This is a genomic window from Rhodovulum euryhalinum (assembly GCF_004342445.1).
GTDB lineage: Bacteria > Pseudomonadota > Alphaproteobacteria > Rhodobacterales > Rhodobacteraceae > Rhodovulum > Rhodovulum euryhalinum.
This window is the reverse complement of the sequence record NZ_SLWW01000023.1, coordinates 1-19436: the sequence shown is the minus strand read 5'-3', so window position 1 is coordinate 19436 and position 19436 is coordinate 1. Positions and strand designations below refer to the sequence as shown.

The following is a 19436-nucleotide window of genomic DNA, read 5'->3' as shown; positions in this document are numbered from 1 at the left end:
CTCCCCCCAGAACCCCGCAGGGTCCTCAACCGAAGCCCGGTACATCGCCTCGTACCGCGCCGCATCAACATGCGCACCGGATACAAAGTCCGAACCAGGCGGATAAAGCTTGTCGATCATGTCCGTCCTCCCTCTGCCTCGGGGTGGGCCAAAACCACTGCCCCGCCCGGGCAAGGGCGGGGCGAACCCGGTCCTAGATGGCCAGGTATTCCGCGCGCAGCGCGTCGTTCCTGAGCACCTCCGCGGCGGCGCCGTCGAACACGATCTGGCCCGTGTCGAGGATCACCGCCCGGTCGGCAAGTTCGAGGGCGCGGATCGCGTTCTGCTCGACGATCACCGTGGTGATCCCCTGCTCCTTGATGTGGATCAGCGTCTTCTCGATCTCGTCCACGATAACGGGTGCCAGACCTTCGTAGGGTTCGTCAAGCAGCAGCACCTTGATGTCGCGGGCCAATGCGCGGGCGATTGCCAGCATCTGCTGTTCGCCGCCCGACAGCGTCACGCCCTCCTGCTTGCGCCGCTCGCCAAGGCGGGGGAACAGGTCGTAGAGCCGGTCAAGACTCCAGCCGACCGGCGGGGCGATCTGGGCCAGTTGCAGGTTCTCCTCGACGGTGAGGCCGGGGATGATCCGCCGGTCCTCGGGCACCAGGCCGATCCCGGCCATGCTGGCCTGATGCGAGGCCATGGTGTGCAGGGGGGCGTGGTCCAGCCAGATCTCGCCATAGGTCACCTGCGGGTTGTCGAGCCGCGCGATCGAGCGCAGCGTCGAAGTCTTGCCCGCGCCGTTGCGGCCCAGAAGCGCGAGAATCTCGCCCTCGTGGACGTTGAAGCTGACGCCCTGCACGATGTAGCTTTCACCGTAATAGGCGTGCAGGTCGTAGACCGACAGGAAGGCGGGGGCCGTCGCGGCCTGGTTGGCGTTCTTGTTGAAGTCGGGTTTGACGTTCATCGCGGGTCCTCCCTAGTGGTGGCCGTGCTGGGACTGGCCCAGATAGGCCTCCTGCACCTTCGGATGGCCCTTGATCTTTTCGGGCACGTCCTCGACCAGCGGCGTGCCCTGGGCCAGCACCGTGATCCGGTCGGCCAGGCTGAAGACCACGTGCATGTCGTGTTCGATGATCGCCATGGTGATGTCGCGCGTGGCCTTGATGTGGCGCAAGAGGTCGATCGTGTTGTTGGTGTCTGCGCGTGCCATGCCGGCGGTGGGTTCGTCCAGCAGCAGAAGTTTCGGCTCCTGCACCAGGCACATCGCCATTTCCAGCCGCCGCTTGTCGCCGCGCGAGAGGCTGGCCGCGTGCATGTCGCGCTTTTCGGCCATGTTCACGTCGTCGAGCATGTGCAGCGCGCGGTCCACGATCTCCTTTTCGTGGGCGACGGTCTCGAAGGCGTGCATCCGGAACGCCCCGTCGCGCTTGGCGAAACACGGGATCAGCACGTTTTCCAGCACCGTCAGGTCACCGAAGATCTCGGGCGTCTGGAACACCCGGGAAATGCCCATCTGGTTGATCTCGTGCGGCTTGCGGCCCAGCACCGACTGGCCGTCGAACATGACGCTGCCGGTGTCCGGGATCAGCTTGCCGACGAGGCAGTTCAGCAGCGTGGACTTGCCCGCCCCGTTCGGCCCGATGATTGCGTGAACCGTGTTCTCCTTGACCGAGAGGTTCACGTCGCCCAGCGCCTGCAAGCCGCCGAAGCGCTTGTTCACGCCTTTGACTTCAAGGATGCCCATTTGCCGGTCTCCTCACTCTGCCACATGGGGGGCGGATTTCGGGTGATGCTCGGGGTCCTTGCGGCGCGGGCCATCCTTGACACGCTTGCTGCGGAACAACCGCGAGATGCGCTGGAAACCCTCGACGAGGCCGCCGGGCAGGAAGATCACGACAAGCATGAACAGGATGCCCAGCGTCAGGTGCCAGCCCTTGCCCACGAACGGGTGAACGAGGGTGACCAGGAAGTTCTCGATCCCGTCGGGCAGGAACGCGAACCAGCTGTGCAGGATGCCGTCGTTGATCTTCGAGAAGATGTTCTCGCAATACTTGATGAAGCCCGCGCCCAGAACCGGCCCCATCAGGGTGCCCGCGCCGCCCAGGATGGTCATCAGCACCACCTCGCCCGAGGCCGTCCACTGCATCCGCTCGGCGCCCGCCAGCGGGTCCATCGCGGCCAGCAGCCCGCCCGCAAGCCCGGCATACATCCCCGAGATCACGAAGGCGGCCAGCGTGTAGGGCCGCGAGTTCAGGCCCGTGTAGTTCATCCGCGTCTGGTTGGTCTTGATCGCCCGCAGCATCATCCCGAAGGGCGAGCGGAAGATCCGCAAGCTGATGTAGAAGGCGAGGATCGCGATGATCGCGCAGAAATAATAGCCGATGTTGAAGGTGAACAGCCACCCGCCCATGTCGACCTGCACCGACTCGCGCATCACCAGGCCGAACAGATGCGGGCTGGTGGGCGAGTTCGCGCCCATCAGGACCTGCGGATCGTTGGTATAGACCTGAAGCCCGGTCTCGCCGTTGGTGATCGGCGTCAGCACCGAATAGGCGAGGTTGTAGCTCATCTGCGCGAAGGCCAGCGTCAGGATCGAGAAGTAGATGCCCGACCGGCGCAGCGAGATGAAGCCGATCACCAGCGCGAACAGCGCGGATATGATGATCGACAGGACCAGGCCGGGCAGGATGTTGTAGCTGAGCAGCTTGTACATCCAGACGACCGTGTAGGATCCCACGCCAAGGAAGGCCGCGTGCCCGAAGGACAGGTATCCGGTCAGCCCGAACAGGATGTTGAAGCCGATCGCGAAGATGCCGAAGATCGCGAATTTCTGCATCAGGTCGGGGTAGCCCGCATTGAACTGGGCCAGCGACGAGCTTTCGGGGAAAGGTTGCAGCAGGATCGGCGTCGCCAGCGTCAGGAAGACGACGATCAGAAGGAAGCGGGTGTCTTTCGCGTTCAGTCCGAACATTCTCTCAGTCCTCCATCACGCCCTTGCGGCCCATCAGGCCACGCGGCCGGGTCAGCAGGATGACGATTGCGACGAGGTAGATGATGACCTGGTCGATGCCGGGGATGATGCTCTTGACCTCGTTCATCGAGGCAAAGCTTTGCAGGATGCCCAGCAGGAACCCGGCCGCGACGGCGCCCGGCAGGCTGCCCATGCCGCCGACGACGACCACGACGAAGGACAGCACGAGGAAATCCATGCCCATGTGGTAGTTCGGCGCCAGGATCGGCGTGTACATCACCCCCGCAAGGCCCGCGACCGCGGCGGCGAGGCCGAACATGATGGTGAAGCGGCGGTCGATGTCGATGCCCAGCAGGCCCACGGTCTCACGGTCGGCCATGCCGGCACGGACCACCATGCCGAAGGTCGTGAATTGCAGGAAGGCGAAGACGCCCGCGATGATGACCAGCGAGAACAGGAAGTAGACCAGCCGCCAGAACGGGTAGATGACCACGTTCGGATCAAAGCCCAGCATCGCGCCGAAATCGAAGGATCCCGACAGCGCCGCCGGGGCGCCGGACTGGATCGGGTTGGCGCCGAAGAAATACTTGATGACCTCCTGCAGGACGATGGCGAGGCCGAAGGTCACCAGGATCTGGTCGGCATGCGGACGCTTGTAGAAATGCTTGATGAGGCCGCGTTCCATCACGAAGCCCAGGATCACCATGACCGGGATCGCCAGCACGATGGCCAGCGGCACCGACCAGTCGACGATGGCGCCGCCGATCTCGGGGCCGAACCAGCTTTCGACATAGGGAACCTGCACCTTGAGCGGGTTGCCGAGGAAGTCGGTCTTGGTCGGGTCGACCTGTTCGTAGGACAGGCCCAGCAGGCGCTGCATGACGACCGCGCAGAAGGCGCCGATCATGAACAGCGCGCCGTGGGCGAAGTTCACCACGCCCAGCGTGCCGAAGATCAGCGTGAGTCCCAGCGCGATCAGCGCATAGGCAGAGCCCTTGTCGAGCCCGTTCAGGATTTGAAGAATGATCGCTTCCATCGTCCCAACCTCAAGGTTTCAGGACCCGCCGGCCGTCCGGTCCGGGAACGGGCTGGCCGCGCGGCGCAAGGGGCGCGGCGCGGCCAGCCACGGGTCAGGGGCGGCTTACGCGCCGTCGTTGCACTCGCCCAGCGAGGCTTCGGCGCCACCGAACATCGGGTGATCCGGGGCGTATTCCACCTGGGCGCGCGGCGTGACCTCGACCACTTCGAGCACGTCGAACTTGGTGGTCGGGTTCTCGGCGCCCTTCATCACGAGGACGTCCTTGAAGCACTGGTGATCCTCGGCGCGATAGGTGGTCGGGCCGTTGCCCATCCCGTCGAACTCGAAGCCTTCGAGCGCCTCGGCCACCGCGCAGGGATTGAACGAGCCCGCGCGCGCCACGGCATCCGCGTAAAGCAGCGTCTGCACGTAGCAGGTATGCGCCGAGTTGGACGGCGGACGGCCGTACCTTTCGCCGAAGGACTTGACGAAGGCCTTGGTGCCCGGGTCCTGCAACTGCCAGTTCCAGTTCATCGAGCCGTAGACGCCCTTGATGTTGTCGCCCGCGCCCTCGGCCATCAGTTCCGAGTAGAGCGGCACGACGATCTCGAACTGCTTGCCGTTCACCTGCTTGTCGCGCAGGCCGAACTGCACCGCCTGGGTCAGCGAGTTCACCATGTCGCCGCCGTAGTGGTTCAGGATCAGCACATCGGCGCCCGATTGCAGCACCGGTGTGATGTAGGACGAGAAGTCACCCGCGCCGACCGGGGTCAGCACGTTGTTGACCGTCTGCCAGCCCAGCGCCTCGGTCGAGGCCTGGATCGATTCCTGCTGGGTGTAGCCCCAGGTGTAGTCGGCGGTCAGGTGATAGGCGCGACGGTCCGTGCCATAGGCCTTTTCCAGCACCGGGGCGAGCGCCGCGCCCGACATGTAGGCGTTGAAGAAGTGACGGAAGCCGTTCTTCTTGCGGTCCTTGCCGGTGGTGTCGTTCGAGTGCGTCAGGCCGGCCATGAAGATGATGCCCGCCTCCTGACAGAGGCCCTGCACGGCCACGGCGACGCCCGAGGACGAGCCGCCGTTGATCATCACGACGCCGTCCTTCTCGATCATCGACTTGGCCGCGGCGCGCGCCGCGTCCGACTTGGTCTGGGTGTCGCCGGTCACGAACTGGACCTTCTTGCCCAGGATGCCGGTGCCATCCAGCGTCTTGGAGCTGAAGGTCTGCAGCATGCCGCCGTCGCCCATGCCGTTCAGGTGCTCGACAGCGAGCTCCTGCGCCCGCAGCTCGTCGAGGCCCTCTTCGGCATAGGGGCCGGTCTGGGGCACGTTGAAGCCGAAGGTCACCGTGCTGCCGGTCGGTTCGTTGGTGAAGGCCGAGGCCCGCGAGGTGAAGATCGTCGGCAGGGCAAGGCCCGCGCCGGTGACCGCACCGGTCTTGAGCACGCCGCGGCGCGTCAGGTTAGAGTTCGTCATGGACATCCTCCCGTGATGCTTGGAGAACGGCCCGCACCTCCTCTGGCGGGGACCGTCGCTTTACAAAGCCTGTTCAGTATCGCCGCCGGATCGAAAATTTTACAACAAGCTCTTTTCTTCAAATGATTTTTTTGTAAAGGTATGAACAGGCTGCATGGCGGCTATGTAAAAAAATTATCCCGCAGGCGCAGAAAGCCTCGCCAGCACAAGGATTTTTCCGATGCCGCGCAGCGCGCTTACCGGCACCCGAATCCGCGAGCGGCGCACCGTTCTGGGGATGCGCCAGGCCGATCTTGCACGCAGGGCGGGCATTTCTCCTTCGTATCTCAATCTCATCGAGCACAACCGCCGCAGAATCGGCGGCAGGCTTCTGGTCGAACTGGCCCGCCATCTGGGCGTCGAGGCCTCGGCGCTGACCGAGGGCGCGGGCGCGGCGCTGATCGAGACCCTGCGCGAGGCTGCCGCCGGGCAGGAGGGGCGCGCCGCCGAGATCGACCGGATCGAGGAATTCGCCGGACGCTTTCCGGGCTGGGCGGTCCTTCTCGCCGCGCGCTACCGCCGGGTGCGCGAACTGGAACGCACGGTCGAGATGCTGACCGACCGGATGACCCACGACCCGTTCCTGTCGGCCTCGCTGCACGAGGTGATCTCGGCGGTGACCGCGATCCGTTCGACCGCCGCGATCCTGGCCGAGACCGAGGATATCGACCCCGACTGGCAACGGCGGTTCCACCGCAACCTGTCCGATGACAGCCGCAGGCTGGCCGAGGGGGCGCAGGCGCTTGTGGCCTATCTCGACGAGGGCGCCGAGGATCCCGGCGCCCAGTCCTCGCCGCAGGAGGAGGTCGAGGCATTTCTCAGGGCGCGCGACTATCACCTGCCCGAACTCGAACGCCCCCAGGCCCCCGATCCGGCCGAGCTGCTGGCTGGGGCGGCCGAATTGACATCGGCGCCCGCGCGCGAACTGGCGCTCGCCTTTCTTGGCCGCTATCGCCGGGATGCCGAGCGGATGCCGCTGGACGTCTTCGCAAGGGCCGTGCGCGACGAGGGGCTTGATCCCGGCCGCCTTGCAACGCGCTTCGGCGTCGACCCCGCCGCGGCCTTCCGCAGGCTGGCCACGCTGCCGCCCGGGCTGGCGGCCGGTCCGGTGGGGCTGGTGGTGTGCGATGGTTCGGGGACGCTTACCTTCCGCAAGCCGGTCGAGGGCTTCGTGCTGCCGCGGTTCGGCGCGGCCTGTCCGCTCTGGCCGCTGTACCAGGCGCTTGCCCGGCCGATGGCGCCGCTGCGTGCCGTGGTCGAACCCGCGGGTCCGATGCCGCCGCGCTTTCTGACCTACGCGCTGTGCCAGCCCGCGCTGGCGGGCGGGTTCGAAGGCCCGCAGGTGCTGGAGGCGTCGATGCTGATCCTGCCGGAAGAGACCGTCGTGATCCCCGACGGGCCGGTGCAGCCGATCGGCACCTCCTGCCGGATCTGCCCGCGGCGGGACTGTGTGGCGCGGCGCGAGCCGTCGATCCTGGCCGGGGGGCTCTGACGGGTTTTGACAGCACCGCGCTTTGCGTCGATATTCTGAGGACAAGCAGGGCGAAAACGCTCGCGGGGGAGGAAGAACGGTACATGGGCAAGCATGTCCTGCTCATCGAGGACGAGCCGAACATCATCGAGGCGATCCGCTTCATCCTGTCGCGCGAGGGCTGGCGGGTGGATACCCATTCCGACGGCACGACCGCCTATGACCGGGTGACCGCGGTCCGGCCCGATATCGTGATCCTCGACGTGATGCTGCCCGGGCGGTCGGGCTTCGATATCCTGCGCGACATCCGCGCCGATACCGGGCTGAACGGGCTGCCCGTGCTGATGCTGACCGCCAAGGGCCAGGTCAAGGACCGCGAGATGGCCGAGCGAATGGGCGCAAGCCGGTTCATGGCCAAACCGTTCTCGAACACCGAGGTGCTTGCCTCGGTACGCGAACTGACGGGCGCCTGAGCATGGGCCGCGCGCCGCCTTTCCTCGCCCGCGAGGGCTATCGGCGGCGCAGGCTGGCCGACATGGCGCGGCTGCTGCCGCTGGTCGGGCTTGCGCTGTTCCTGATGCCGGCACTTGATGCGCGCGACGGGTTGTCGGCGCCGATGCTGATCTACCTCTTCGGTGCCTGGGCTGGGTTGATCACCGTCTCGGCGATCCTGGCGCGGCGGTTGTGCCGGTCGGGGGCGATGGATGACAGCGACGGACCGCAGGCGGAGGGGCCATGATCCCCTTCGACGTTCTTGTCGCGATCTGCCTGCTTTACGTCGCGCTGCTGTTCGGCGTCGCCTTCCTGGCCGAGCGGCGGGCGGCGATGGGGCTGGGCGGCTGGCTGCGTTCGCCCGCGATCTACACCCTGTCGCTGTCGGTCTACTGCACCGCCTGGACCTTCTACGGCGCGGTCGGCTATGCGGCGCGGTCGGGCCTTGAATTCGTCACGATCTATCTGGGGCCGACGCTGGTCTTCATCGGCTGGTGGTGGACCCTGCGCAAGCTGGTGCGCATCGGGAGGACCCAGCGGATCACCTCGATCGCCGACCTGATCTCGTCGCGTTACGGCAAGTCGAACGCGCTGGGGGTGGTCGTGACGCTGATCGCGGTGGTGGGCACCACGCCCTATATCGCGCTGCAACTGCAATCGGTGACGCTGTCCTTCGCGGTCTTTGCGCCCGGCGGGGCGGTGCCTTGGGCGATCAGGGATCTCAATTCCAGCGCGCTGACCGTCGCCGCGGGGCTGGCCGTGTTCACCATCCTGTTCGGCACCCGCAACCTGGATGCCAACGAACGCCACCACGGCGTGGTGACCGCCATCGCCGTCGAGGCGGTGGTCAAGCTGGTGGCGCTGCTGGCGGTGGGCATCTTCGTCGTCTGGGGCATTGGCGGTGGCGTTACCGCAACGCTCGACCGGATCGAGACCTCGCCGCTGGCCGGCATGCCGATCCAGCCCGGGCGCTGGATCGGGCTGACCTTCCTGTCCGCCGCCGCCATCCTGACGCTGCCGCGGATGTTCCAGGTGCTGGTGGTCGAGAACGAGGACGAGCGTCACCTGGCCACCGCCTCCTGGGCGTTTCCCGCCTACCTGATGCTGATGAGCCTGTTCGTGGTGCCGATCGCCGTGGTGGGCCTGGCCGAGATGCCGCCGGGCGCCAATCCCGATCTTTTCGTACTGACGCTGCCGCTGGCCCATGGGCAGGACGGGCTGGCGACGCTGGCCTTTCTTGGGGGGTTCTCGTCGGCCACGTCGATGGTGATCGTCGCCGCGATCGCGCTGTCGACCATGGTCTCGAACCACATCGTGATGCCGGTCTTCCTCAAGCTGACGGCGACCGGTGCGACGATGTCCGGCGACGTGCGCAAGATCGTCCTGCGCGCGCGCCGGGTGTCCATCGGGGGCGTGCTGCTGCTGGGGTATCTCTATTACCGGCTCTCAGGCGGGTCCGAGGCGCTGGCGGCCATCGGCCTGATCTCGTTCGCGGGCGTCGCGCAGTTCCTGCCCGCGCTTCTGGGTGGCATCCTCTGGCGTGGTGCGACGCGGGCGGGTGCGATCACGGGGCTGACGCTGGGCTTTGCGGTCTGGGCCTACACCCTCTTCCTGCCGAGCTTTGGCCAGGGCGGTGTGATGGGCGCCGCGCTTCTGGCCGAGGGGCCGTGGGGCATCGGGTGGCTGCGCCCGCAGGGGCTGTTCGGCATGGACGGGCTCGACCCGCTGGTGCATGCGATGGTGTTCTCGATGGGGGCGAACGTGCTGGGCTTCGTCACCGTTTCGCTGGCGAGTTTCCCCAACCCGATGGAGCGGCTGCAGGCCGCGCAATTCGTCAACGTCTTCGACCATTCAGCGCCCGGGCAGGGCTGGAGCCAGGGCCGCGCCGAGGCCGAGGATCTGCTGTTGATGGCGCAGCGGATCCTTGGCCCGGACGAGGCCCAGGGCCTGTTCCAGCGCGCGGCCGCCGACCAGGGCAAGCAGGGCTTCCTGCCCGATATCACGCCCGAATTCCTGCAACGGCTGGAACGCGAACTGGCGGGGTCGGTCGGCGCGGCGACGGCCCATGCGATGGTCAGCCAGATCGTCGGCCGCTCGGCGGTTTCGGTCGAGGACCTGATGAAGGTCGCCGACGAGACCGCGCAGATGATGGAATATTCCAGCCAGCTCGAGGCCAAGTCCGAGGAACTGGCCCGCACCGCGCGCCAGCTGCGCGAGGCCAACGAGAAGCTGACCGAACTCAGCGTGCAGAAGGACGCCTTTCTCAGCCAGATCAGCCACGAATTGCGCACGCCGATGACCTCGATCCGGGCGTTTTCCGAGATCCTGATGGCGGGTGACGGGATGGGCCCCGGCGAGATGCGCAACTACTCCCGTATCATCCACGAGGAAAGCCTGCGCCTGACGCGGCTTCTGGACGACCTGCTGGACCTTTCGGTGCTGGAGAACGGGCAGGTGTCGCTGAACGCGCAGGAGGTTGCGCTGCCCGATCTGATCGACCGCGCGCTGGCGGCCACCGTCGGCCTGCAGGGCGGGCTTGCGATCCGGCGCGACCCGGCGGCCGAGCGGGTAAGGCTGATGACCGATGGCGACCGGCTGAGCCAGGTGTTCATCAACCTGATCTCGAATGCCCACAAGTATTGCGACGCGTCCGCGCCGGAACTGACGATCCGCGTGCGCGAGGGCCGCGACGGGGTGGCGGTCGATTTCGTCGACAACGGCAGCGGCATCCCCGAGAAGAGCCAGGCGATCATCTTCGAGAAGTTCTCGCGCCTGTCGGATCACCGCAAGGCCGGCGGCGCGGGGCTGGGTCTGGCCATCTGCCGCGAGATTATGGCCCGGCTCGGCGGGTCCATCGTCTATCTGCCGGGGCAGGGCGGCGCGGCGTTCCGCGTCAGCCTGCCGCGCGCACGCGCCCAGGCAGCCTGAGCGGTCCGAAACGGTTTTTAAACCCTGCCCGTGCGAAACCTTTGGAAAGGTTCAGGACGGTGGGCAGATGACGGACGACGCGCATCGCGCGATACTCAGGCAGATCGTGGGCGACACCCGCGTGGCGATGCCCGGGGGGCCGGTTCCCGAATCGGGCGGCGACGGGCGCTTTGCGCTGCGTCTCGAGGCCGCGCGCGCGGTGCGCGACGATTTCGGCCTGACCGGCATCGTCGAGACCTGTGCCCTGTTGCGTCCCCGGCTCGAGGATCTGGAGGCCGAGGTAACGCCCGACCGGCTTTCGATGCTGCTGCGGGGCGGGGCGGGGCGGCTTGGGCTTGCCGTCTACTCGCCTGAACTGGCGATGGCGCTGCTGGAATGGCGCCTGCTCGGCATGCTGGCCGCCGAGGTGCCCGCGCCGCGCCGGCTGACCGCGACGGATGCCGCGATCCTGGCCGATCTGACCGATCCGCTGCTTGCCCGCTTTGGCGCGGCGATGGCGGCCAAGCCGGGCGGGGACTGGGCCGAGGGCTATTCCCAGGGCGGGCTTGTCCATGACCCGCGCCATCTGCCGCTGATCCTTGCGCAGGGCGGCTATCACGGGTTCCGCCTGACGCTGAAGCTGGGCGACGGGGTGCGCGGCGGCGACCTGTTCTTTGCACTGCCCGAATCCCACGCCCCCGCGGCGGCCACGTCGCATACCGAAGAAGGGGCGCCCTGGCCGGACGCGCTGCGTGGCGGCGTTCTGGGCGCGGAACTCGGGCTGAACGCGGTGTTGTGGAGGATGCGCCTCTCTGCCGCCGATATCGGGCGGCTCAGACCCGGCGACCTGTTGCCGATCCCGTTGGCCGCGCTGACCTCGGTCCGGCTTGAGGGGCCGGGCCGGGTTGTGGTGGCCGAGGGACGGTTGGGCCAGTCGAACGGGGACCGCGCGGTCAAGATCTCCGGTGGCGAGGATGACCCTCCCGGCCTTGCCGGGCCGTCCATGGCCGCGCCGATGCTCGGGGGCATGGCCGATCCGATCGGAGAGGATGTGACGCTTGCCATGGACACGGCCGATTTCCCGGTCGAGACAGCCGATTTCCCCGCAATGGGGGAGTTCGACGCCGGGGCAGACTTCGACCCCGACGCCGCCTTTGCGCCCCAGACATCCGATTTCGACTTCGACTTTCCCGCGCTCTCGGACAGTTGAGGCAGCCCCTGCTACCGCTCCGCGGCCAGCGCCTCGATCTGATCCCTCAGCCCCGGCATGGCGAACCCGACCCGCGCGAGCGAGGCCATGATCTCGTCGGTCGGCCGCGCGCCCGCCATCGCCAGCGCCCAGACCACCGACGAACGGAACCCCGCCCGGCAATATCCGAAATGTGGCCCCGGCAGGTCGGACAGCGCCCGGCGCTGGGCGGCGATGGTGTCGGGTGTGATCCCCTCATGGGTGACCTCGACCACCGCGAATTCCAGACCCGCCGCCTGCGCCGCCGCCGCCATATCGGCCGAGCGCTCGCCCGGTGCCACCTCGGAATCCGGCCGGTTGCAGATCACCGTACGATAGCCGGCCGCTGCCAGGGCGGCCATCGCCTCGGCCGGGGGCTGCGCGGCGGCCGAGAAGTCGTCCGTCACGTGGATCATCGGCGGAAGATCGCTCACGCCCCCGGCCTCCGGTCGCCGGTATGGGGCTTGCCTGTTGGCAGTTCGAGAAAATCGCGCATTTCCACTTACCTCCTTGGATGATTTCCGGACTTACCCGCCATGTGCAGCGGGAATCAATGCCCGTGCGTCCGATCGCGTCCGCAATTTGACGTGTGTCAAAGCCGGGCCGCGTGCCGGGGTGCGATGGTCGCCCGCAGAGCGGACGGGAGATACCGATGGCATCGCTTCGCGACAGAAAGCGGCAACTTCTGACACGTTTGGCAGAGCTTGATAACCGACTCCACGACATCGAGGCAGAGCTCGACACGCACCAGTCCAAGGACTGGGGCGAGCTTGCGGTCGAGCGCGAGGAGGACGAGGTGCTGGAAGGCATGGGCGCCTCGGGGCTGGCCGAAGTGAAACAGATCAATGCAGCTCTCGCGCGAATCGAGGATGGCAGTTACGGTTATTGCGTGCGTTGCGGGGAGGAGATTGCCGAAGAGCGTCTCGATGTCCTGCCGGCTACGCCGTTTTGCCGCATCTGTGCCCGGTAACGACAGGTGTAAAGGAAGCGACCGAAAAATGAGCAGAGCGAGCCACGTAAGCCGTATGCCAGCCTTTTCCAACAGTGCGATGCACGACGACACGCGGGCGATGATCCGGGCCCGGATAGAGACGCTTCTGACAAGCGGCGCGGTAGCCAGCCAGGTCAGCAGCCGCCTTGTCACCAAGGGCTGCCAGAGCCCCTGGGCCGAGACGCCCGACGCTGCGGCGATGGGCGGTTCCCGCCCCGCCGAAAGAGCCACTCAGGGGAGGTGCGGATGGCGTTCGAACAGCTCAAGGCCGGAATCGCTCTGATCCTCGAAGAGATCGAGAAGCGTCCCGAAGACCGTCACGTCCTGCAGGAGGAACTGCGCGAGAAGATCGCGGAGTTGCGGGGTCTGGGCATGCCCGTGCCCGAAGACATCCTGCGGCTTGAGGAAGAACTCGGCGACGACGATTCCGACGAGATCTACGACAACCTGCCGGTCTGAGGCGCGGCGGCGCGCCCGCGCCGGACCTTCCAGATATTGCGTTTCGTTCGCGGCTGCCCCCTAATAGTGGCCAGCAATGTGGGGTCCGGTGCGCGTGGCGCCCGGTCGCCCCGCAATTGGTCGAAGGGGCAGGGCAGATGACGCGTCTTGTTGCGGTGGAGGAGGTCGCGCCGGGCATCAGGCGGCTGGCGATCGACAGCGGACCGGCCAACACACTGACGCCCGATCTGCTTGCGGCGCTTGACGCGGCGCTGGCCGATGCACTGGCGGTGCCCGGCACGCGCGCGGTTCTGATCGCGGCGCAGGGTGGGCGCGCCTTCCCGATGGCACCGGGCCCGAACGGGGCTGACGATGCCGCGCGGCTGCGGGCGATCTGCGCCCGGCTTGATCGCGCGGCGGTGCCCGTGGTTGCGCTGGTCGGCGGCCGCGCAATGGGCGAGGGGTGCGAACTGGCGCTTGCCGCGCATTTCCGCGTGGCGCTGCGCAACGCCGAACTGGGCCTGCCCGACATCGCCATCGGTCTGCCACCCGGTGCCGGAACGACCCAGCGCCTGCCGCGACTGACCCATCCGTCCGCGGCGCTTGACCTGATGCTGTCGGGCCAGCCGGTCGGAATGGCCTGGGCGCAGCGCGTCGGGCTGGTCGATTCGGTGGTCGATGGCGATCTCGATGCGGCGGGCCTGCGCTTTGCCCGGAGCCTGATCGAGCAGCGGGCGGGCCCCCGACCGGCACCCGTCCGGCGGCTGCCGCCATTCGACCGGCTGCATGCCGCCGTGGCCGAGCGGCGCGCGGCGCTGCTCAAGGCCAGCCCGGTCGAGGCACCCGGCCGCATCCTTGACTGCGTCGATGCGGCGGCAATGCTGCCCTACGAGGCGGCGCTCGATTTCGAGGCGGCTGCCCACGACGATTGCCGCGACAGTGCCGTGTTCCGGGCCCTGAGCCACGTCGCGCGGGGCGAGGTGGCGGCGCGCCGCCGCGCCGAGGGCGGGGGCGCGGCGGCCCGGCCCGTCGGCACCGTGGGCATCTGGGGCTGGGGCGCGGCCGCCGCGGCGCTGGCGGCGACGGCGCTGACCACCGGCACCCCGGTCTGCATGGGCGCCCCCGACGAGGCGGCACTGACCGAGGGTGTGGGCCACGTCGATGCGCTGTTGACCGCGGCCTGCGCGGCGGGCGGCATGGGCGAGGCGGGGCGGGCGGCGCAGTGGGCGCGGTTCTCGGGGGCGACGGGCCCCGCGGGGCTTGGCCGCTGCGGGGTGGTGATCGAGGCGGGCTCCGGCCCTTGGACGGACCGCGAACGCGCCTTTGCGGCGCTGGCCGCGGCCGCTGCCCCGGGTGCTGTGCTGGTCGGCACCGGCGCGCTGGTCACGCCCGCAGCACTTGCCGCGGGGGGGCGGCGGCCAGAGGACACGGTCTGGCTGAACCTGCCCGACCTCGTCCCCGATGCGAGTCTGGCCGAATTGGTCTGCACCGCGCGCACCGGCGAGGCGGCCGTTGCGACGCTCGCCGGGCTTGCCCGGTCGCTGTTGCGGTTCCCGCTGGTTGCGACCGGGGAAAGCCCGGTGCTGACCGTGCTGGTCGCCGCGCTCGAGGCGGCGGATGTGCTGGTCGAAGAGGGCGTCTCGCCCTATGCGGTCGACCGGGCGCTGCGCGGCTGGGGCTTTACCCATGGCCCCTACGAGATGGCCGACCGGCTGGGGTTGCAGACGCTTCTGGCGTTGCGGGCGGGGCTGGCTGGCGGCGAAGACCCCTTGCTGCGCCCGATCCTGGTCGCGGGCCAGCTTGTCGCCGAAGGGCGGCGCGGGCGGGTGGCGGGCCGGGGCTATTACGCCTATCCCGAGCCCGGCGCCCGGGGCGTGCCCGATCCCGGGCTCGACGCGCTGCTGGACACGGCCCGGCGGGTGCTGGGGCGGATGCCGCGGGCGGTGCCCGACGACGAGATCCGCGCCCGCGTGCTGGCCGGGATGGCCCAGGCCGGGGCCGGGCTCTTGCGGCGCGGGGTCGTGCGGCAGGCGGTCGAGATCGACCTGGCGATGCTGCATGGCGCGGGGCTTGCCAGCTGGCGCGGCGGGCCGATGCGGGCGGCCGACGAGCGTGGCCTCTTGTGGCTGCGCCGGATGCTGCGGACGATGGCCGAGGGGCCCTATGGCGCGGCGATCTGGACCCCCGATCCGCTGCTTGGCGATCTCATCAAGACCGGGCGGGGGTTCTGCGATGTCGAAGGCGCCGCCGCGACCGCCGAGGTCAACCCAGCGTGATCCCGATCACCACCATCATCAGTCCCAGCGCCGACAGCCCGAGTGCCGCCATGTTCAGCGCGATCGCCTTTTGCAGGCGGGCGCGCAATTCGGGTTCGGGCAGGCCCGCGCGGCGCGCGGCGCGCACCTGAAGGATCACCCGGATGATGCCCGCAAGCCCGGCCAGCGACACCGCCGCCCCGATCCAGATCAATGCCTCCATCGCGCCCTCCGTCGTTCGGCCGTCCCGCGCCTAGTCCATGGGGGCGGACGGCGCAAGGGGCTTGCAGGGCCGCAGGCGCGGCGATAGGTCAGGCCTCCGACCCCGACGAGAGGAGCTCCACCCATGGACGCGACGTCCCCCGACGCCACCTACCACGTCACCGCCGACGAATTGCGCCAGTTCATCGAGCGATTCGAGCGGCTGGAGGCCGAGAAGAAGGACATCACCGAGCAGCAGAAAGAGGTGATGGCCGAGGCCAAGGCCCGCGGCTATGACACCAAGGTGATGCGCAAGATCGTGGCGCTGCGCAAGCGCGACCGCGACGATATCGCCGAGGAAGAGGCCATGCTGGAACTCTACAAGCAGGCGCTGGGGATGCACTGACCCGGCGCGCGGCGACGGCGCACGTTCGGCCGCCGCCCGGTGGGTCACGGCGTGATCACGTCGACGCCCTCGATCGCCTGGATCGCTGTCAGATCCGCCTCGTAGCGCTCGGTCAGGTGCTCGACCAGATCTTCGGTCCAGCCCGGCGCGTCGATTTCCTCGTCGATCGCGTCCGGCAGGGCGTACTTGTCGAGGAAGGCCGCGACGATCCGTCGGCGCTGGGCCTCGTTCGTCGGCGGGTTCTCGTCCAGATAGGCCCGCAACCGCGTCAGTCCCGCAGGCTGCATGATCGCGTCGAGCAGGTCATCGGTTCCGCGAAGCGGCGTGCTTTCCCCATGGTCCGAGAGGCGCGCCAGAAGCTCGGGCCAGATCAGGGGCGTGTCCTCGTTGCACCAGACGGTCAGCCGCGCGCGCGGATTGGCGGCGCGGATCCGGCGGACCATGTCCGACCATGTCAGCGCGCCCGGGTCGACGCCGGCGAGGAAAGCGGCGAAATCGCTCTCGCGCGACTTGACGAAGAGCGCGGGGATGAAGGTCGCCGGGTTCCTGATCCCGAGGAAGAACGCGCACGGGTCATCGGGGAAGAGCTGCGCAAGCCAGTGCGCCTTGTCGCCGGCCATCGGGTAAAGCATGTTCTGGCCCAGGGCCTTCTTCGGAAGGCAAAGGAAGGACTGGTTGACCAGGATCAGCCGCCGCGCCTCGGCCCCGTCCGTCGTCGCATCGAGGATCACCTGCTGCATGTCCGCCGTCGCGGGCTGGCCCCGGAGCGAGACCAGCATATCGCGCAGGATCGGGCGATAGCGGCTGGGGTCGGGCACCAGGATGCCCTGCCTCGACAGCGCGTCGCAGTTCTTGAACAGGCACTTCAGAAGCCCGTCCTCGTCCGTGCAATGGGCGCCGATGTGATAAACCAGTTCCATGATGCCCGTGCCCGTCCGTCTTGTGCGCCGGTTTCGGAATATACGAGGCATTCTGGACAGTAAAACGGCTTTCCTGTAATCGGCTCACATGACCGAGCAAATCGCTCAAGAAATGGTGGAATTGACAGCACGGGGCGCGCGGGCCCGGACGGCCTTGCGGCCCGATCCGTGGTCGGCTGGGGCCGCCGTGATTGCGGCGCTCGTGCTGATGCCGATTGCCGCGGTGATCTGGATCGCGCTGACCCCCGAAGAGAACGTCTGGCCGCATCTCGTCGCGACGACGCTGCCGCGTTATCTGGGCAATACTGCGGTCCTGATGCTGGGGGTGGCAAGCCTGGCGGCGGCGGTGGGGGCGGGGGCAGCATGGCTGGTCTCGATGTACCGCTTTCCGTTTTCGCGCTGGCTCGAATGGCTCTTGCTGCTGCCGCTGGCGATCCCCGCCTATGTGGGAGCCTATGCGCTGGTCGATTTCCTGGAATATGCCGGTCCGGTGCAGACCGGGCTGAGGTCGCTTTTCGGGTGGCAAGGCGCGCGCGACTACTGGTTCCCCGAGATCCGGTCGCGCGGCGCGGCGGTGATCGTGCTGGCCGCGGCGCTTTACCCTTATGTCTATCTGTTGACCCGCGCGGCCTTTCGCGAACAGTCGGGCGGGGCCTACGAGGTGGCGCGCGCGTTGGGCGCGGGCCCGGTCTCGCTGTTCCGCCGGGTTGGCCTGCCGCTGGCCCGGCCGGCGATCGCGGCGGGGTCGGCCATCGTGATGATGGAGACGGTGAACGATTTCGGCGTGGTCGAGTATTTCGCGGTGCAGACGCTGACCGCGGGGATCTTCTCGGTCTGGCTTGAAAGCGGCAACCCGGGCGGGGCGGCGCAGATCGCGCTGGTGATCCTGACGCTGATCCTCGTTCTCGTGGTGCTCGAGAAGATCAGCCGCCGCAACCTGCGCTTTCATAATCTTGGCCGCCACCACCGGCCGCTGGTGCCCGTGCCGCTTCGGGGCGCGGCCGCGTGGGGGGGCACGCTGGCCTGTGCGCTGCCCGTGCTGCTGGGCTTCGTGCTGCCGGTAAGCGTGATGGCGGGCCATGCCCTGGCCAATCTCGACGCCTGGGCCGATCCGGGGCTGGTGCGGGCGCTGGTGCACACGCTGACGGTCGGCGGGCTGGCGGCGGTGGGCACGGTGGCCGCAGGGCTGTTTCTGGTCTATGGGGTCCGGCTTGCCGGGCGCAGCCTGCCACGGTTGCTGCTGCCGGCCACCACGATCGGCTATGCGGCACCGGGCGCTGTCCTGGGCGTGGGCCTGCTGATTCCGATGGCGGCCGCCGACCACGCGCTGGCCGATCTCGTCCAGGGCGTCTTCGGCGTCGAGATCGGCCTGCTGATGACGGGGTCGGCCTTTGCCATCGTCTACGCCTATGGGGTGAGGTTCTTCGCCATCGCCCAGGGCGCGGCGGATTCGGCGATGGGGCGGATCGCACCCAGCCTGCCGATGGCCGCGCGCTCGCTGGGGCGTACGGCACGCGGTACGCTGACCGCGGTATACCTGCCGCTGATCCGCGCATCGGTGGGCACCGCGCTGCTGCTGGTCTTCGTCGATTGCGTCAAGGAATTGCCGGCGACGCTGTTGCTTCGTCCGTTCAACTACAACACGCTGGCGACCCGGGTCTACGAAAAGGCCAGCCTCGAAAATCTAGGCGATGCGGCTCCGGCGGCTCTTCTGGTCTGCGCCGTGGGTCTGGTCGCGGTGGGGCTACTGGCCCGGACGAATCGCTGAGCGAACCGCTTGCGCGGACCGGGCCGTCCGGCTAGACCACGCACAGCGCCCCTATAGCTCAGCTGGTAGAGCATCTGATTTGTAATCAGAGGGTCGGGAGTTCGAGTCTCTCTGGGGGCACCAGAGGCACCTTGCCGGTGCCCTATTTCTCAATGAATACAGGAAAATGGCTGCCTTATGGTGTCCACATTCGGGTCCGCGGGCGGTCCACATTGGGCATTCTGACGATGAAGCTGCGGGGTCTGAGCGAGCTTGGTGAGGGGCGGCGGGAATACCGGCCGCGGGCTTCCGAATCGGTCAGGGCCAAGATCGGCGAGAGCGCGTGGAAGCGGGGCATCAAAGCCCGGTCTGATGCTGACCTCCTGCGTCAGTATGGCCGCGTTGAAGCTGAGTTCGAGCGGGAGGTCTTGGCGGCGAAGGTCCCCGAGCAGAAGTTGGCCCGGCGCTAGAAATATGGACTTGCCCGGAAAATGTGGAGAGCACCAACTGAGAAACCAGGAGGTGTTCTATGGGGAATGGTAACAGACCGGCGCCGGAATTTCAGCGTGAAGCGGTGCGGTTGTCGCTGACGAGCGGCAGGACGCTGCGAGAGGTCCCGGCGGCGAAGCGGTGGATCGACCGCCAGTCGTCCTCGACCGCGAAGATATGCGCGTCCGCGTGCTGCGCGTTGCGGGCCAGCAACCTGGGAGATGTCCTGGAACGCGTCGACCAGCAGGTGGCGACAGGGGCTGTTCCGGCGTCCCGCGCGGCCAGAAGGCCGCGCGGGACGCATTTGCGGCGCGGCGTTTCAGAAGTCCTGCCATTGGGCGTTGTCGTTGACGGCGGTCTTTTTCCGGGCCGGGACGGCGGGTTCGGCCTCGGGCTGCCGGGGGC

At 67.9% G+C, this 19436-nt stretch carries 20 protein-coding genes and 1 tRNA gene; 13 read left to right on the top strand and 8 right to left on the bottom strand.

From position 1 onward, the window contains the following. Window positions 1-193 precede the first annotated feature (193 nt). From EV655_RS17825 to EV655_RS17805, 5 genes are all read right to left on the bottom strand, one after another. On the bottom strand, window positions 194-949 hold the full coding sequence (locus EV655_RS17825) for an ABC transporter ATP-binding protein (protein WP_132546707.1): 756 nt from the start codon (window positions 947-949) through the stop codon (window positions 194-196). Window positions 950-961: 12 nt separating this feature from the next. Continuing rightward, complete coding sequence (locus EV655_RS17820; protein ID WP_132546706.1) at window positions 962-1729, bottom strand: ABC transporter ATP-binding protein; 768 nt, start codon at window positions 1727-1729, stop codon at window positions 962-964. Window positions 1730-1741: 12 nt separating this feature from the next. Next, window positions 1742-2956, bottom strand: coding sequence for a branched-chain amino acid ABC transporter permease (locus EV655_RS17815; RefSeq protein WP_132546705.1), 1215 nt, complete (start codon window positions 2954-2956; stop codon window positions 1742-1744). A gap of 4 nt (window positions 2957-2960) precedes the next feature. Beyond that, on the bottom strand, window positions 2961-3992 hold the full coding sequence (locus EV655_RS17810; RefSeq protein WP_132546704.1) for a branched-chain amino acid ABC transporter permease: 1032 nt from the start codon (window positions 3990-3992) through the stop codon (window positions 2961-2963). A 105-nt stretch (window positions 3993-4097) separates the two neighbouring features. Continuing rightward, entirely contained in the window at window positions 4098-5447 is a 1350-nt protein-coding gene (locus EV655_RS17805) for a substrate-binding protein (protein WP_132546703.1), read from the bottom strand. A gap of 220 nt (window positions 5448-5667) precedes the next feature. Here EV655_RS17805 and EV655_RS17800 point away from each other — a divergent pair, with 220 nt between their 5' ends. From EV655_RS17800 to EV655_RS17780, 5 genes are all read left to right on the top strand, one after another. Next, window positions 5668-6978, top strand: a complete 1311-nt coding sequence (locus tag EV655_RS17800; RefSeq protein ID WP_132546702.1) for a helix-turn-helix transcriptional regulator — start codon at window positions 5668-5670, stop codon at window positions 6976-6978. An 83-nt stretch (window positions 6979-7061) separates the two neighbouring features. Beyond that, window positions 7062-7430, top strand: coding sequence for a response regulator transcription factor (locus EV655_RS17795; RefSeq protein ID WP_132546701.1), 369 nt, complete (start codon window positions 7062-7064; stop codon window positions 7428-7430). Window positions 7431-7432: 2 nt separating this feature from the next. Beyond that, a complete protein-coding gene (locus EV655_RS17790) occupies window positions 7433-7696 on the top strand; it encodes a hypothetical protein (RefSeq protein ID WP_341540308.1) in 264 nt (87 codons plus the stop codon). Next, entirely contained in the window at window positions 7693-10377 is a 2685-nt protein-coding gene (locus EV655_RS17785; protein WP_132546699.1) for an ATP-binding protein, read from the top strand. Before EV655_RS17790 ends, EV655_RS17785 begins: the two co-directional genes overlap by 4 nt. A gap of 67 nt (window positions 10378-10444) precedes the next feature. After that, complete coding sequence (locus tag EV655_RS17780; protein WP_132546698.1) at window positions 10445-11566, top strand: FliM/FliN family flagellar motor switch protein; 1122 nt, start codon at window positions 10445-10447, stop codon at window positions 11564-11566. Window positions 11567-11577: 11 nt separating this feature from the next. On the opposite strand, the gene EV655_RS17775 is transcribed toward EV655_RS17780, so the two are convergent. Next, window positions 11578-12018, bottom strand: a complete 441-nt coding sequence (locus EV655_RS17775) for a protein tyrosine phosphatase family protein (RefSeq protein ID WP_132546697.1) — start codon at window positions 12016-12018, stop codon at window positions 11578-11580. 218 nt (window positions 12019-12236) lie between these two features. On the opposite strand from EV655_RS17775, the gene EV655_RS17770 reads away from it, so the two are divergent. The 3 genes from EV655_RS17770 to EV655_RS17760 all read left to right on the top strand — a co-directional run bounded on the left by EV655_RS17770 (window position 12237) and on the right by EV655_RS17760 (window position 15289). Further along, window positions 12237-12554 carry a TraR/DksA family transcriptional regulator gene (locus tag EV655_RS17770; RefSeq protein WP_132546696.1) on the top strand — a complete coding sequence of 106 codons (318 nt, stop codon included), beginning with the start codon at window positions 12237-12239 and terminating at the stop codon, window positions 12552-12554. 267 nt (window positions 12555-12821) lie between these two features. Continuing rightward, window positions 12822-13034 carry a hypothetical protein gene (locus EV655_RS17765; protein ID WP_132546695.1) on the top strand — a complete coding sequence of 71 codons (213 nt, stop codon included), beginning with the start codon at window positions 12822-12824 and terminating at the stop codon, window positions 13032-13034. A gap of 137 nt (window positions 13035-13171) precedes the next feature. Then, complete coding sequence (locus EV655_RS17760; protein WP_132546694.1) at window positions 13172-15289, top strand: enoyl-CoA hydratase-related protein; 2118 nt, start codon at window positions 13172-13174, stop codon at window positions 15287-15289. Here the strand turns inward: EV655_RS17760 and EV655_RS17755 are convergent. Next, a complete protein-coding gene (locus tag EV655_RS17755) occupies window positions 15276-15491 on the bottom strand; it encodes a hypothetical protein (RefSeq protein WP_132546693.1) in 216 nt (71 codons plus the stop codon). The two genes, EV655_RS17760 and EV655_RS17755, sit on opposite strands and share 14 nt — an antisense overlap. A 123-nt stretch (window positions 15492-15614) precedes the next feature. Between EV655_RS17755 and EV655_RS17750 the strand changes: the two genes are divergently transcribed. After that, on the top strand, window positions 15615-15875 hold the full coding sequence (locus EV655_RS17750) for a DUF2312 domain-containing protein (protein ID WP_132546692.1): 261 nt from the start codon (window positions 15615-15617) through the stop codon (window positions 15873-15875). Between the two features lie 44 nt (window positions 15876-15919). Here the strand turns inward: EV655_RS17750 and EV655_RS17745 are convergent, their stop codons facing one another. Further along, window positions 15920-16795, bottom strand: coding sequence for a hypothetical protein (locus tag EV655_RS17745; RefSeq protein ID WP_132546691.1), 876 nt, complete (start codon window positions 16793-16795; stop codon window positions 15920-15922). An 88-nt stretch (window positions 16796-16883) separates the two neighbouring features. Here EV655_RS17745 and EV655_RS17740 point away from each other — a divergent pair, with 88 nt between their 5' ends. The 4 genes from EV655_RS17740 to EV655_RS18820 form a co-directional block, all read left to right on the top strand. Beyond that, window positions 16884-18563 (top strand): ABC transporter permease, encoded by a 1680-nt coding sequence (locus EV655_RS17740; RefSeq protein WP_424511326.1) that lies wholly within the window; start codon window positions 16884-16886, stop codon window positions 18561-18563. 47 nt (window positions 18564-18610) lie between these two features. Beyond that, window positions 18611-18686 (top strand) — tRNA-Thr (locus EV655_RS17735). Window positions 18687-18775: 89 nt separating this feature from the next. Continuing rightward, window positions 18776-19012: a hypothetical protein gene (locus tag EV655_RS17730; RefSeq protein WP_132546690.1), complete on the top strand. Its 237-nt coding sequence runs from the start codon at window positions 18776-18778 to the stop codon at window positions 19010-19012. Between the two features lie 110 nt (window positions 19013-19122). Further along, the coding region (locus EV655_RS18820) for a hypothetical protein (protein WP_207902025.1) at window positions 19123-19436 on the top strand (314 nt) is incomplete at its 3' end.

Coding starts and splice junctions, on each gene's coding strand:
- EV655_RS17825 (WP_132546707.1), bottom strand. CDS start 949: ATGAACGTCAAACCCGACTTCAACAAGAACGCCAACCAGGCCGCGACG.
- EV655_RS17820 (WP_132546706.1), bottom strand. CDS start 1,729: ATGGGCATCCTTGAAGTCAAAGGCGTGAACAAGCGCTTCGGCGGCTTG.
- EV655_RS17815 (WP_132546705.1), bottom strand. CDS start 2,956: ATGTTCGGACTGAACGCGAAAGACACCCGCTTCCTTCTGATCGTCGTC.
- EV655_RS17810 (WP_132546704.1), bottom strand. CDS start 3,992: ATGGAAGCGATCATTCTTCAAATCCTGAACGGGCTCGACAAGGGCTCT.
- EV655_RS17805 (WP_132546703.1), bottom strand. CDS start 5,447: ATGACGAACTCTAACCTGACGCGCCGCGGCGTGCTCAAGACCGGTGCG.
- EV655_RS17800 (WP_132546702.1), top strand. CDS start 5,668: ATGCCGCGCAGCGCGCTTACCGGCACCCGAATCCGCGAGCGGCGCACC.
- EV655_RS17795 (WP_132546701.1), top strand. CDS start 7,062: ATGGGCAAGCATGTCCTGCTCATCGAGGACGAGCCGAACATCATCGAG.
- EV655_RS17790 (WP_341540308.1), top strand. CDS start 7,433: ATGGGCCGCGCGCCGCCTTTCCTCGCCCGCGAGGGCTATCGGCGGCGC.
- EV655_RS17785 (WP_132546699.1), top strand. CDS start 7,693: ATGATCCCCTTCGACGTTCTTGTCGCGATCTGCCTGCTTTACGTCGCG.
- EV655_RS17780 (WP_132546698.1), top strand. CDS start 10,445: ATGACGGACGACGCGCATCGCGCGATACTCAGGCAGATCGTGGGCGAC.
- EV655_RS17770 (WP_132546696.1), top strand. CDS start 12,237: ATGGCATCGCTTCGCGACAGAAAGCGGCAACTTCTGACACGTTTGGCA.
- EV655_RS17765 (WP_132546695.1), top strand. CDS start 12,822: ATGGCGTTCGAACAGCTCAAGGCCGGAATCGCTCTGATCCTCGAAGAG.
- EV655_RS17760 (WP_132546694.1), top strand. CDS start 13,172: ATGACGCGTCTTGTTGCGGTGGAGGAGGTCGCGCCGGGCATCAGGCGG.
- EV655_RS17755 (WP_132546693.1), bottom strand. CDS start 15,491: ATGGAGGCATTGATCTGGATCGGGGCGGCGGTGTCGCTGGCCGGGCTT.
- EV655_RS17750 (WP_132546692.1), top strand. CDS start 15,615: ATGGACGCGACGTCCCCCGACGCCACCTACCACGTCACCGCCGACGAA.
- EV655_RS17745 (WP_132546691.1), bottom strand. CDS start 16,795: ATGGAACTGGTTTATCACATCGGCGCCCATTGCACGGACGAGGACGGG.
- EV655_RS17740 (WP_424511326.1), top strand. CDS start 16,884: ATGACCGAGCAAATCGCTCAAGAAATGGTGGAATTGACAGCACGGGGC.